The sequence below is a fragment of the Halobacillus sp. KGW1 genome (assembly GCF_001592845.1).
Classification (GTDB): Bacteria; Bacillota; Bacilli; order Bacillales; family Halobacillaceae; genus Halobacillus.
This window is the reverse complement of the sequence record NZ_LSOC01000002.1, coordinates 1584421-1597475: the sequence shown is the minus strand read 5'-3', so window position 1 is coordinate 1597475 and position 13055 is coordinate 1584421. Positions and strand designations below refer to the sequence as shown.

Below are 13055 nucleotides of genomic sequence, written 5' to 3'. Positions count from 1 at the left end.
CACCTGTTCCCATGCCGAACACAGCAGTTAAGCTCTTCAGCGCCGATGGTAGTCGGGTAGATCCCCGTGAGAGTAGGACGTCGCCACATCACTTAAAAGTTTGCAGCAGTATTTCTGTTGCAAACTTTTTTTGTTTGCTATTTTCATAATTCCTGTAATATGCTTTCATTCTACCGTCATTGATAACCTCCCATCCTGCATGGACTAGAAACGTTGGATATATGTGGTACAATAAAGGAAAAAATAATGGAAGAACAGGGAGTGTGACCAGTGGTACAATTAGAGCGGAAAAGAAATACCTATTGGAATTGGAAGTATTTATGGGCATTGGTTCTCATCCCCATCGGTTTTTATCTTCTCTCACAACAAAAATCAATAAGTGAATCGCAGCACCTTCTATTTATTGTTATAACGATTTGGTTGTGTATTCTTGGTGTATTTGGAGTAACAACAAGGCTTGATCGATTAAAGGCTTACGGGTATCTCTATTTGGTTAGTGGTGTGCTTTTTGCATACATGGGATTAGTATTTATTTGGTGACGGTTGATGACCTCGCAGAAACGCGGTATAATTCTGGATGAGAATGTACGTTCGGAGGGGTAATTATCAATTTAGTAAGATGGAGCTATTCCGGAAGAAAGATGGTTCGCGGCTACTTTGATCGATTTCCAAACTCAACGGTATATTTCAGAAGAATACGCAGATTCTATATCGTCTATATAGTAGATTGGGATGAACATGACCCTGTTGTTGAGAAAGAGGACAGGGATGGTATGCAGGAGCTTATCAATAAGGAATTAGGCCGTGAAAAAGAATATAATCAAAGAAAATCGCGGAAAGGCTTATAGTGCCTTTCCGCGATTTTTTATGAACCCATTGCTTCCCAGGCGGCGTGCATGCCCGCTACACGGCCTGTAACCATTGCAGACGTTATGTTGTATCCCCCTGTATAGCCGTGGATATCTAAGATTTCCCCGCAGAAATACAAACCATGCATAAGTTTGGACTGCATCGTGTTAGGGACAATTTCTTTAATGGATACTCCACCACCTGTAACAAATGCCTTCTCTAATGGCTGGGAATCATAAACATTTACTTGAAAATGCTTCAGCAACCCGACAAAGGAACGAAGCTGCTGGTTCGATATATTTGCGGCTTTTTCTTCTTGAGAGATGTCCGCCTGAGCCATAACATAATCAAGGAATCGCTCCGGTACCATCCCTTTTACAACATTTCGGAAGGTTTTCTTTGCCTGATCTTTCGTTTCCTTCTGAAGCTGTTGAATGATTTGTTCTTCTTTTTCTTCCGGGAGCGCGTCAATTTCAACCGTAACGGATTTGTTCCCTTTCATTAATTCTTTGACTACATATTGGGAGCACCTAAGAACTGCCGGCCCGGAAATGCCGAAATGGGTAAAGAGCATATCCATTTTGTGAGTAACGATGTTCTTTCCTTTGCTATTGAGAACGGAGACGGCCGGGTCTCTTAGCGACAATCCTTGAAGTGTTTTTGATTTAATAAAAGCATCCTTGGATAGTAAAGGGACTTCGGTCGGGAACAGAGTCGTAATGGTGTGGCCGGCTTTCTTCGCCCATGCGTATCCGTCCCCTGTGGAACCGGTATGCGGGACAGCTTTTCCACCTACAGCAAGGATCAGTCCCTTTGTTTCAATCTTTTCTTTGGATTTCAAAAGAACTTGATGAGATTCTTCCCCATAATGGATGGCCTCCACAGGTGTTTCTTTACGTACTTCCACGCCCAACTCGTCCAATCTGTTCAATAATGCCTGGACGACATCCTTGGCTTTATTACTTACAGGAAACATCCGTCCGTGATCTTCTTCTTTTAATGCTACTCCTAAGCCTTCAAAAAAATCGATGATATCGTGATTGTTAAAGACGGAAAAAGGACTGTATAAGAATTTTCCATTTCCCGGAATATGCTTAATCACTTCTTCTTCCGGAAGCCGGTTCGTAACATTACAGCGTCCTCCTCCGGATATAGCAAGCTTCGTGCCCAGTTTTCTTCCCTTATCGATCAAAAGTGTTTTCACACCCTGTTCAGCTGCAGCGATAGCCGCCATCAGCCCAGATGGTCCTCCGCCGATGACGGTAACTTGATAACTCATGAATGTCTTCCTTTCTTTTGTTCAATCATTCCTTGTTTGTCCATTATCTATGATAAAATAGATGAGGTCGATTCTACAATAAAATTGAAGGTGAAAAGGTAATTATGTCGAAGATTCTTAAAGGTACCATTTTGTTGACAGCAGGAACATTCTTATCGAAGTTTCTTGGTATGATCTATACCGTCCCGTTTGAAAATATGGTAGGTACGGAAGGGACCGACTTGTTTTCCATCGCTTATGTCCCTTACAGTATCCTTCTTAGTTTATCAAGTATGGGCGTTCCTGTCGCCGTTTCTAAATTTGTTTCTAAATACAATTCGTTAGGTGATTATGAAACGGGAAGAAGAATGCTGAAAGCCGGAATGACGCTTATGTCCATTACCGGTGTCCTGGCTTTCCTCATGTTGTTCTTCTCGGCTGAACAAGTCGCTGTATGGACCATCGGAGAAGAGTCAGAGAGACTTGGCCAGGCTACTATGGTCATTCAAATGGTCAGTTTTGCTCTGTTAGTTATTCCACCGATGAGTATTACCAGAGGGTTCTTCCAAGGATATGAATCCATGGCACCGACGGCCGTATCACAGGTGGTCGAGCAGATTGTACGGATTGTCTTCCTTCTCGGCTCTGTCTTTGTTATTATGCAGCTGATGCAGGGTCCGATGCCTAGAGCCGTGGGCTTCGCTACTTTCGCTGCATTCATTGGTGGTCTTGCGTCCTGCCTTGTGCTGTATCTCTACTGGAGGAAGCGTAAGCCGTATTTGGACCGCCAGCTGGAAGCACAGGAGTACACAAGCGGCTTGTCCAATAAAGAAATGTTCAAAGAATTATTTAGTTATGCGGGACCGTTTATTCTTGTCGGTATCGCGACACCACTTTATCAGCTAGTCGACCAGTTTACGATGGAGAAGGCGATCCGGGCTTCTGGAGAAGCATACAATAATGCATTCTCTATAATCAACTTCCTTAGTCATAAGCTGATCATGATTCCGGTGACGCTTGGTCTTGGCTTGTCCCTTGCTCTCTTGCCCGCCATCACCCAGGCGTTTACTAAAAATGAAATGAACCGGTTAAATCATCAGATCAATCAGGCATTACAGATCGTCGCTTTGTTGATCATCCCTGCTGTTGTCGGGCTTTCCGTCGTAGCATTGGAAGCATACGGAACATTTTACGGCGTTGATGAGGTTACCTATCGCGGAGACTTGCTTCGCTGGTATGCTCCTGTTGGACTGTTCCTGGCACTTTACACGGTCACTTCATCCATTCTGCAGGGAATTAATAAGCAGAATTTCGCGGTCGTCAGTCTTGGAACAGGCATTATGCTGAAAATCGCCTTAAACTGGTGGCTCATCCAGCTAATGGGCGCAAAAGGTGCCATCGTAGCAACAGGCATCGGCGTTGCTGCCGCTGTCGTTCTAAACTTCTGGCGTATTTTCACGACGATCGAATTCGACTTTCGTCAGCTGTTTAAACGGACGCTGCTGGTGCTGATTTTAACAGTGCTTATGGCTTTCGTGGTGATCGCTGTGAAATGGCTGTTCAGTCTGTTTCTTGATCCTACGGAAAACAGACTTCATGCGATGATCGTCTTACTCTTCAGTATAGGCATCGGTGGTATCGCATATTTGTGGATGGCTTATAAAACAACATTGCTCGAACGAATTCTTGGGGGCAGAGTCCGCTTCCTTGATAAATTTCTAAAACGCAGGTAAGAAGGAGTTTTTACGTGAGAATTGATAAATTGCTGGCGAACATGGGATACGGAACGAGAAAAGAGGTCAAGGCGCTTTTGAAAGGATCGAATGTACGGGTGAACGGGGAGCCCGAGAAAAGCCCGAAAGCACACGTCGATCCTGATATAGACCAGGTGACGGTCATGGGAGAGCCTGTGGAATACCGGGAATTCATCTATTTGATGATGAACAAGCCGGGGGACCTTATATCGGCTACGGAAGATGCTCATGATATGACTGTGATCGATATTCTCCAGCCGGAGGATCAAGTATTCGATCCGTTTCCTGTAGGTCGCCTGGATAAAGACACGGAAGGCCTCTTGCTCATTACTAACGATGGGCATTTGAACCACCGTCTTACTTCACCGAAGAAAGACGTAGGGAAAACGTACTTCGCCGTGATAGAAGGGGAAGTGACGGATGAGGATGTCCGTAGGTTCGCCCAAGGTGTTCTACTTGATGATGGATACCATACGAAACCCGGCGAGTTGAACATTATCACAGCCGGTCCAACTTCTGAAATCGAACTGACGATTACGGAGGGGAAATTTCATCAAGTGAAAAGGATGTTCGAATCCGTTGGTAAGAAAGTGACTTATTTGAAGCGGATACGCATGGGGGAACTTGCTCTCGATGAAGAACTGGAGCTCGGTGAGTACCGGGAGCTGACAGAGGAAGAGATCCATTATCTGCAGAACATTACGAAGCAAAATTAATAAGTAATTCAAAAAAACACCCGGAAACCAGTTTCCGGGTGTCATCTATATAGTCATTTTATGTTCAGGATATTTTAACTCTCTTTTCAGTGATTGTCCACTTTCCACGGTGAGGACTAGAAACTAATCCGTTGTATTCCAAAACGCTCAGGTCTCTTTGCATCGTACGATCGGTTATACCGAACTCATCTGCTAACTCATTTGTCGTAACTGTACCTCTGTCTCTAATGTAAAGGTAGACAGCCTTGATACGGTTGAGCATGCGGGATGATGGTTGATTCAAAAAACCACTCCTTATTCGTTTTTATGGAACTTGTGGTGCTAGTGAATCTCTGAACTTGTTTACATTTTACAACAATAAATGCGAATGTTCCAGCGATAAATCGTTTCTTAACCTTTCGTTCACAAGGATTTACAGAACATTTAAGATAGGAGGAAAGCTTGATGTATCTGTTAAGAAAGTTCTTTAGGAAAATGGTTCATATTAATAATTACATATTGTTTGGTGCGAGTGCCCTGCTCATTATCTTATCTACCATTCTAATCGTTCTTGTGGAAAGTGATACCTTTCCGACATTATTTGATGGTTTCTGGTGGGTAATGACAACGGTGACGACAGTAGGTTACGGTGACTTTTATCCAGTGACTGTCGCGGGTAGACTTATCGCTATCCTATTATATGTGATCGGGATTGGACTTATCGGTATTGTTATTGGAAAAATAATCGACGGCCTTGCTGTTTTCAGAAAAAAACGTTTGGAGGGGAATATTGTGTATAAAGAAAAGGGACATTTCGTCATTATCGGTTGGTCTTCAAAAGCAAAATATGCCGTCAAAGAGATGCTGGATACGGATGAAATATGTGAGATCGTCCTCATTGATCAACTGAACGCAGCACCTGTTCTCGCGGAGAACATTCATTACATAAAAGGGGACGCTTCGGATCTTGCAACACTGCAGAAAGCCAATGTTCCTTATGCCAAAGCCGTCATTGTCTTTGCTGATGAACAGGCTGACAAGCAAACCGCAGACGGGAAGACGCTCCTGATCGCTTCTTCCATCGAATCGATATCCACCCACGTCCATACCATTGTGGAAGTGATGGATGAAAAACACATCCCTAATTTCAAACACGCGGACGTCGATGAGTTCATCGTGTCAAACGAAATGATTTCTTCTCTCGCTGTGCGTTCAGCTTTTCGCAAAGGGGTCACGGGTATATATGGACAATTGCTCCGAAGGTCTGTAGGCGAAGATTTGTTTCATGTGCCTGTCCGTTCCAATTGGAAAAAGTACCGCGATGCATTTGAAGCTTTGCTTAATGAAGGGGCAACCCTGATTGCAGATAGAAACGACCTGGCAATTAATCGTAAGCTGGAGCAGGAACTGCCGGAAGATGCTGAACTCTATGTAGTCTGCGACAAAAAAACATATAATCACATCATTACAAAAGGGGAATAAGTATGGATTTCAAATTATGGAGCGAAATGTACGAGCAGGAGTTTATTGAAAAGGCCAAACAACTGTTGGCTATTCCGAGTGTCTATGAAGAGAGTGAAGAATATCCGTATGGAAAACCGATCAACGATGCACTTCAGAAAATGCTGGAAATTGCAGAGCAGGATGGTTTTGCGACAAAACAAGTAGATGGCCAGGCAGGTCATATAGAGTTCGGGGACGGGGAAGAGTTAATAGGAATATTAGGTCATCTGGATGTCGTTCCTGCCGGAGAAGGCTGGTCCACAGAACCGTTCAACCCTGTAGTGAAAGACGGAAATCTGTACGCCAGGGGAGCTCAGGATGACAAAGGTCCCGTCATGGCCGCCTATATCGCCATGAAGATGCTTAAGGATAAAGGCTTTGAACCAAATAAGCGGATACGGCTCATTCTCGGTACGGATGAAGAACGGGATTGGCAGGGAATTACCCACTATTTCAAGAAAGAAGAGATGCCCGGAACAGGTTTTACTCCGGATGCATCTTTTCCTGTCATTCACGCAGAAAAAGGGCTGCTTGATGCTTATTTGACAATCCCGGTGCATGAAGGAGAATCAAGTGCTGCTGTAAAAATAGTCTCCTTGACAGGAGGCGACCGATTAAATATGGTACCTGAGGACGCAGTTGTGCGCGTAAAGGCAGAGGAAGAGGTGGCCGATCGGTTCCAGCGTTATTTGGAAGATCAAACGTTGGAGGGGAAAGTAGAGCATGGCGGGGACGAAATACATTTGACCCTCTATGGACAAGCTGCCCATGCCAGCAGACCGGAAACAGGGAATAATGCCATCATCCGTCTCCTGGCTTTTCTGCAGACGGAAGAGCTGCCGGAAATTCAACGTCAATTGATCGACTACCTGCACAGCACATTCCATGCAACAAATGGAGAAGGACTGGGAGTGTCCCAGTCGGATGAAGCTTCCGGTGCCTTGACCAGTAATCTGGGGTCTATTCAATGGGAAAGTCAAGCATGTCAAGTTGGATTCAATCTCAGGTACCCGGTGACAGGAAATTATGAGCAAATCGTCGGGAAATTGGAAGAAGCTGCTCGGAGACACGAAGGGAAATTGCGTATTTATGATCATCTTCCCGCTATTCACCTGGAGAAGGATCACCCCTTTGTTACGACACTGCTTTCCGTTTATAACCGGGTGACCGGTGAAGAAGCGTCTGTGCAATCAATTGGCGGAGCTACTTATGCACGTACGATGGAGTCAGCAGTCGCGTTTGGTGCTATGTTCCATGACAGCCCGGATACTGCCCATCAGAAAGATGAACATGTCCGAATTGCTGATATGGTAAGGGCAATGGAAATATACGCAGCAAGCCTGTATGAGCTAACGAAATAAGAGAATGGAGGAGGAGCGGTGAACCATTACTTTATCGGAATTCCCGTAAGTGAACCTATACGTCAGGAGCTTGTATCCATGCAGGAGGAGCTAAAGCAGCACATGGAGTATAAAGTCTGGACGGAGGTAGAAGATTTCCATATTACATTAAAGTTTCTTGGAGGATGCTCCGATGAAAGAATAGAATCCTTGCTTTCTGACTTGCTTCATCGACATTGGCCGGCTCCTTTTCCTCTTCAAATCGGTCCTGCAGGTTTTTTCGGTAATCCTGTAAAGCCGCGGGTATTTCATGCAGAAGTATCCTTGCCAGCCTCTTTAGAAGAGATGAAATCACTCGTGGAGGAATGTGGAAAGAGCCAGGGATTTCCCAATGAAAACCGCAAGTATTATCCGCATATCACCCTTGCTAAGAAACAGGCAGAAGGAAAATCACCGCTGCTGGAAGAGGGAGCAGAACCGGGCATTTTGCAAGAACGTTTAGAAATGATGGTGGAACGAGTAAATGTGTATAAGATCCATCCGGAACAGAAGCCGAAATACGAATGTATTGCCGCTATTCCATTACGGATAAAGGAGTAACTATGGCACAGTTGATTAAATTACAGGACTACATTTCAAGATACCAGCGAAACATCTTTCAATACCCGACGAAATATATCCAATTAAAGAAAGAGCAGTGGGAAAAAGCAAGACACGAATTTCTGCATGCAAAAGACACGGGGATAGAGGCAGCATCTCTGGAAGACACGGAACCACTGCGTTCACCTTTCTGGAGACGATGGATGAGAAAAGAAGAAGAAAAACCAGACCATAGACCGGAAGTGGAAGAAAGTCCCGTCAGTATGGCAGAAAGGAAGCAGCAGTTTTTGGATGGTTTATTCTCTCTCCAATTGACTTGGGCTTCCAAAACCCTGGTGGAGAGATCCTTTCTTGCGCCAGAGTACCGGGAGGATGAGCGGCTGAAGTTTTACTTGCAGCGGCTCCCGGATACATATCTCCTTATGTACAGACCGATTGTAACGATCAAAAAGGCTCAGATGGAAATCGAGCCTTTGTTGATCGGACCACACGGGGTCGAATTGATTTATGACCTTTCCGCCATTCCGGGTGAAACGGTTTACCCGAGTGCTGAAAAAGCTTGGTATGTCGAAGAGAATGGAAAGCAGCGCAAAATCATGAACCCGCTTTTGTCATTAAGACGGTCGGAAACCTATGTGAAAAGTGTTTGGAAGAAATATAATATCCATCTTCCTTTTCGAAAAGTGGTGCTTGCACCGCAATGGACGTTCTCCGGAGTGAAAGAACCATTCCAAACAGATTACATAGGTAGAGAACGCTACGCACACTGGCTGGAAGACAAAAGAAATACAACGTCACCATTCAAGCACGACCAGCTAAAGGCTGCGGAAGCACTGCTGTACCATTGCCGCACATCTTCCGTGAAACGGCCGGAATGGGATGTAGACGAAGAAGAGTCTAGGGAAGAATGAGTTCTTTTGACGGAACGGGGCGCGGTTTATCAATGTAAAATCCTTGACCGTACCCGACTCCCTGGCTCTGCAGCCAGTTCCACTCCTCTACGGTTTCGATTCCTTCCGCAAGCACGTCAATTCCAAGCTTGTCCGCACGCTGCAGTACTTCAAATAAAAACTGTTGTTTGATTGGATCCCCGGCACATCCATTAATGTAGGAACGATCGATTTTCACGATGTCGGGTTGTAGTAGAGAAAGCATTTCTATTGTGCTGTATCCTGCCCCCACATCATCGAGAGCTACACGCATACCGGATGATTTGTACGTATCCAAAATACCTTTCAGGTGCCGAACATCCGTAATTTTTTCTGTTTCCACTACTTCAAAAACAAGGTCTGCCGGATCGATAGAAAATTCCTCCACTATTTGAAAAGTATGCTTTAAACAAAATTCCGGTACATAAATAGTAGATGGAAGGAAATTGATGAAGATGTGCTGCCCCGGCTGTAAATGCTCTGCCTTGGCTTGAACAGCAGCACGCCGGGCTTTTTGATCCAGCATAGACTGAAGTCCTGAACGTGCAGCGTAATCAAAGAGTTCACCGGGATTTACTTGCCTTCCTTTCGTCCTAAGCAGAGCCTCATATCCAAAAATGCTGCTGTCCTTCATATTGAGGATCGGCTGGAGGTGTGCCTCAAAATCACCTTGATGAATCAAGCTTTCAAGCTCCGGTTGACAAAGCCTCGCAAAGAGGTGCTCGATCGTGATCGGGAATGTTTGAGCCATGGAACCAGAAGACAGATGGATCCATTCTTCCTCCTTCACCCCCTTGGACAGGAGGTCTGCAAGGATGTCTTGCAGGTTTTCTCTGTTTTGGTAGGGAATAATATGTACTCCCTCATCAGCGGGTACACCGCGACGGGACAATTCCGAATGGGCTCGAATGATTAAGGCGCCGTTGTCAGGAATGGTGACTGTTGTACCACAGTACGTGCAATCTTTAGCCATTGGAACTCCTCCTTTCTAATTAATATTATAATAGAATAGTAATCAGCTGCATAATTATACGACTTAAAAATCAGGAGAAATGTCCTATGAATATCATTATCGTGAATCCGGTTGCCGGGAAAGGGAAAGCGGCCAAGATGTATAGGAGGATCCAGAGGGACCATTCCTACAAAGCTGAAAATTGCCGTGCCTTCTTCACACAAGAGGAAGGACATGCAGAACGTATAGCGAGGCAGGTAACGGAAATCTATCAAGATACGTTATCATCCATCATCGTGCTGGGTGGAGATGGTACCTTACATGAGGTCGTAAACGGAGCGCGCAGTTATCCCTCTATTCCGATCTGCTTCCTGCCTGCGGGGACAGGGAATGATTTTGCAAGAGGGCTGGGCTTAAGGGAGCGTGGTCTGCCTTTGTTCCGTAATATGATCCGTCGTCCCAGAATTCACCAGCTCCGTTTGGGGTGTTATGACCTTCATGGGAGAAAAAGAAATGGTACCCGCTTGTTTCTTAATAGTATCGGGTTCGGACTTGACGGTAGGATTGCAGGAAGGGTCACAAAATCACGCAATAAAGGAAAACGAAGATTGTTTTCCTCTCTGACCTATCCTGCAGCTTTACTTGCATCGATTAGAAATTCAGCACCGATTAAGGTAGACCTGGATATCGACGGCGTCTTTTACCCGGGGCGGGAGATCATGATGCTGACGATTGCCAATCATCCATATTTTGGAGGGGGGGATGAAGATAGCGCCGCACGCAGATTTAACCAAAGGAGAGTTTGAGCTGCTGATCCTCGATCCCATATCAAAAAGGAAATTGGCTGTGCTCTTTTTCAGCGTTTTTACAGGATGGCATGCAAGAATCAAGGAGGTCCACCTGATCAAGGCTAAACGAGTAAAAATAACTTCCCGGGCTGCTGTGCCTTTTCAAGTGGATGGCCAGGCTGGTGAAACGTACACCTGTACAATTGAGAAAGCGCCATCAAAATCGATGATTGCAGGCGATTAAAAGATATTCCTTGAAACTAGACAGAATTATGGGTTAATCTATTCTAAGGTACACGCTCAAAAACGGATGAAAATTAATTTTGGATCGTTACTAAAGTACGATATAATAGATTCAGAAACAATGACGTGATTCAATCACAAGAGGATTTGAGGAATTGAAGGTGAATTGGTTGGAACATATACTTGGTAGTAATTGGACCGTAACACCAGCCGGCGGCTCAACGGGTGAAGCTTATTATGCTCAGACAGAAGGGAAACGGTTGTTTCTGAAACGTAATTCTTCTCCTTTCCTGGCCGTGTTGTCTGCTGAAGGAATTGTGCCCAAGCTTGTTTGGACCAAACGGTTGGAGAATGGCGATGTCATAACAGCTCAAGAGTGGCTGGAAGGCAGGGAATTGAAGACGGAAGAAATGAAGCATCCTCGAGTTGCCGCATTGCTGAGCAAAATCCATCATTCTTCAGAAATGTTGGATATGTTGATGAGGCTCGGGAAGCATCCATTGACCCCTGCAGAAATTTTGAAGGATCTTAAAGAAAACCAAAAGGTGTTGGATCAGGTCGATCCGAGAATTGAAATTCATCACGCCATCAGGTTCCTAGACAAACATGTCCAAGAAGTGGAATATCATAAGCATGTGGTATGCCATTGTGATACGAATCATAACAATTGGTTGCTGTCTTCGGATGATCGTCTTTATTTAATTGATTGGGACAACGCTATGGTCGCCGACCCTGCTCTCGATCTTGGCATGCTGTTGTACAACTACATTCCGGAAGATCAGTGGGACATGTGGTTGAAGCATTATGGTACAGAACTGGATGATCATATGTACCAGCGAATGAAATGGTACTCCGTATCTCAGTCTCTGTCCTTTATTCAATGGCACCAGATGCGCGGGGAATACGATGAAGCGATGGTTCGGTTGGATAAACTGAAAAGGATTATGAAAAAACATGAAATTCTATGAATACAGCTTGTTGAGACAACGTCCTGTCTTTGCAAGCTGATTTTATTCTTTATATCCATACCAGACAAAGAAAAACCGTTGCCTCAGGCAACGGTTTTTTCAGTCGTTTGTGGTGTATATTTAAGCTTTTTCGCTTTTACTTCTGAGCTGGTAACTTCTTTTAGTTTCTCCAATGGGTAAATGAATAGTGCGTATCCTGCAAACAGTACAGAGAATGCGGCTAAAACCGCCAGTTCCATCGCTTTTACAAGCATGTGAATTGATCATCCTTCCTGCTTATTAGTGTCTCACACGATATTAAGCATAAATCAGAAAGCGTTTACAATGAAAGTATGCCAATCCTTCATAAACAGCACTATCTGTACGTGGTCCTGCATGTAGGGGAAATAGCACCCTTCTCTTGCTATTTCTTCCCTCATGTTCGTGTTTTCACGTCTTCGCTTGCAAATCATAAAAAAGTTTTAAATTTTGCACTCTTCGTGGTACCATACTAACGATAAGAAGGAGGAATACCATACATGCGTTTAAGAAATAAACCGTGGGCGGACGACTTTCTCAGAGAACATGATGAAGTTGTCGTTCAACACCCATTTGATAACAAAGGAAAATGGAAAGAGTTGTTTCAGAACCCTGAACAACCGCTCCATTTAGAAATAGGATCAGGGAAAGGCCAGTTTATTGCCGGAATGGGGAAACAGCATCCGGAAGTAAACTTCGTAGGTTTGGAGTTCGTTAAAAGTGTCATCGTAGGTGCAGTGAAGAAAGTGCTGGCTGCCGAAACGACGAATGTACGAATGGTTAATGAAAATGCAAAGGATTTGCGGGAACTTTTCGATAAAGGGGAAGTGGATCATATTTATTTGAACTTCTCTGACCCTTGGCCGAAGAATAAGCATGAAAAGCGTCGTCTGACGTTCCATACGTTTCTTGAACAATACAAAGAAGTGTTGGTTGAGGAAGGCCGTTTGACGTTGAAAACGGATAATAGAGGGCTGTTTGAATATTCCTTGATCAGCTTTTCCGAATTCGGGATGACTTTGGAAGATGTATCCGTCGATCTTCACGCCGATGAAGATCCTCTCAATGTGACAACAGAATATGAAGAGAAGTTTGCAGCCAAAGGACAGCCTATTTACAGATGCACGGCTAGATTCCTCGGTTGATACCGTTTACAAT

The 13055-nt window shown here is 44.5% G+C and carries 15 protein-coding genes and 1 rRNA gene; 12 read left to right on the top strand and 4 right to left on the bottom strand.

The window, feature by feature from the left end; translation table 11 throughout:
• Both rrf and AXG56_RS19310 read left to right on the top strand, forming a co-directional pair.
• Positions 1-89, top strand: a 5S ribosomal RNA gene (rrf, locus tag AXG56_RS08960); the annotation flags it as partial.
• Positions 90-270: 181 nt separating this feature from the next.
• On the top strand, positions 271-540 hold the full coding sequence (locus AXG56_RS19310; protein WP_008635505.1) for a hypothetical protein: 270 nt from the start codon (positions 271-273) through the stop codon (positions 538-540).
• Positions 541-865: 325 nt separating this feature from the next.
• Here the strand turns inward: AXG56_RS19310 and AXG56_RS08945 are convergent, their stop codons facing one another.
• Positions 866-2128, bottom strand: a complete 1263-nt coding sequence (locus tag AXG56_RS08945) for an NAD(P)/FAD-dependent oxidoreductase (protein WP_008635503.1) — start codon at positions 2126-2128, stop codon at positions 866-868.
• A 104-nt stretch (positions 2129-2232) separates the two neighbouring features.
• Between AXG56_RS08945 and AXG56_RS08940 the strand changes: the two genes are divergently transcribed.
• A complete protein-coding gene (locus AXG56_RS08940) occupies positions 2233-3840 on the top strand; it encodes a polysaccharide biosynthesis protein (RefSeq protein WP_008635502.1) in 1608 nt (535 codons plus the stop codon).
• Between the two features lie 14 nt (positions 3841-3854).
• Positions 3855-4577 carry a pseudouridine synthase gene (locus AXG56_RS08935; RefSeq protein WP_062514069.1) on the top strand — a complete coding sequence of 241 codons (723 nt, stop codon included), beginning with the start codon at positions 3855-3857 and terminating at the stop codon, positions 4575-4577.
• A 64-nt stretch (positions 4578-4641) separates the two neighbouring features.
• On the opposite strand, the gene AXG56_RS08930 is transcribed toward AXG56_RS08935, so the two are convergent.
• Positions 4642-4860 (bottom strand): DeoR family transcriptional regulator, encoded by a 219-nt coding sequence (locus AXG56_RS08930; RefSeq protein WP_008635493.1) that lies wholly within the window; start codon positions 4858-4860, stop codon positions 4642-4644.
• Positions 4861-5021: 161 nt separating this feature from the next.
• Between AXG56_RS08930 and AXG56_RS08925 the strand changes: the two genes are divergently transcribed.
• The 4 genes from AXG56_RS08925 to AXG56_RS08910 are packed head-to-tail and all read left to right on the top strand — an operon-like array spanning position 5022 to position 8910.
• Positions 5022-6038: a potassium channel family protein gene (locus AXG56_RS08925; RefSeq protein ID WP_008635491.1), complete on the top strand. Its 1017-nt coding sequence runs from the start codon at positions 5022-5024 to the stop codon at positions 6036-6038.
• Positions 6039-6040: 2 nt separating this feature from the next.
• A complete protein-coding gene (pepV, locus tag AXG56_RS08920) occupies positions 6041-7420 on the top strand; it encodes a dipeptidase PepV (protein ID WP_062514066.1) in 1380 nt (459 codons plus the stop codon).
• 18 nt (positions 7421-7438) lie between these two features.
• Positions 7439-7999 (top strand): RNA 2',3'-cyclic phosphodiesterase, encoded by a 561-nt coding sequence (gene thpR, locus AXG56_RS08915; protein ID WP_008635487.1) that lies wholly within the window; start codon positions 7439-7441, stop codon positions 7997-7999.
• Positions 8000-8001: 2 nt separating this feature from the next.
• Positions 8002-8910 (top strand): nuclease-related domain-containing protein, encoded by a 909-nt coding sequence (locus tag AXG56_RS08910; RefSeq protein WP_062514061.1) that lies wholly within the window; start codon positions 8002-8004, stop codon positions 8908-8910.
• Here the strand turns inward: AXG56_RS08910 and AXG56_RS08905 are convergent.
• Positions 8897-9901, bottom strand: coding sequence for an EAL domain-containing protein (locus AXG56_RS08905; protein ID WP_062514059.1), 1005 nt, complete (start codon positions 9899-9901; stop codon positions 8897-8899). The two genes, AXG56_RS08910 and AXG56_RS08905, sit on opposite strands and share 14 nt — an antisense overlap.
• Before the next feature lie 86 nt (positions 9902-9987).
• On the opposite strand from AXG56_RS08905, the gene AXG56_RS08900 reads away from it, so the two are divergent.
• The 3 genes from AXG56_RS08900 (at position 9988) to AXG56_RS08890 (ending at position 11879) form a co-directional block, all read left to right on the top strand.
• Positions 9988-10686: a diacylglycerol kinase family protein gene (locus tag AXG56_RS08900; RefSeq protein ID WP_062514057.1), complete on the top strand. Its 699-nt coding sequence runs from the start codon at positions 9988-9990 to the stop codon at positions 10684-10686.
• Positions 10643-10912: a diacylglycerol kinase family protein gene (locus AXG56_RS08895; protein ID WP_062514055.1), complete on the top strand. Its 270-nt coding sequence runs from the start codon at positions 10643-10645 to the stop codon at positions 10910-10912. The genes AXG56_RS08900 and AXG56_RS08895 overlap by 44 nt, the downstream gene beginning before the upstream one ends.
• Before the next feature lie 154 nt (positions 10913-11066).
• On the top strand, positions 11067-11879 hold the full coding sequence (locus tag AXG56_RS08890) for a phosphotransferase family protein (protein ID WP_008635479.1): 813 nt from the start codon (positions 11067-11069) through the stop codon (positions 11877-11879).
• Between the two features lie 83 nt (positions 11880-11962).
• Here AXG56_RS08890 and AXG56_RS19440 read toward each other — a convergent pair whose 3' ends face one another.
• Positions 11963-12133, bottom strand: a complete 171-nt coding sequence (locus AXG56_RS19440) for a hypothetical protein (protein WP_008635471.1) — start codon at positions 12131-12133, stop codon at positions 11963-11965.
• A 264-nt stretch (positions 12134-12397) separates the two neighbouring features.
• On the opposite strand from AXG56_RS19440, the gene trmB reads away from it, so the two are divergent.
• Positions 12398-13042, top strand: a complete 645-nt coding sequence (gene trmB / locus AXG56_RS08885; RefSeq protein ID WP_008635467.1) for a tRNA (guanosine(46)-N7)-methyltransferase TrmB — start codon at positions 12398-12400, stop codon at positions 13040-13042.
• Positions 13043-13055 lie beyond the last annotated feature (13 nt).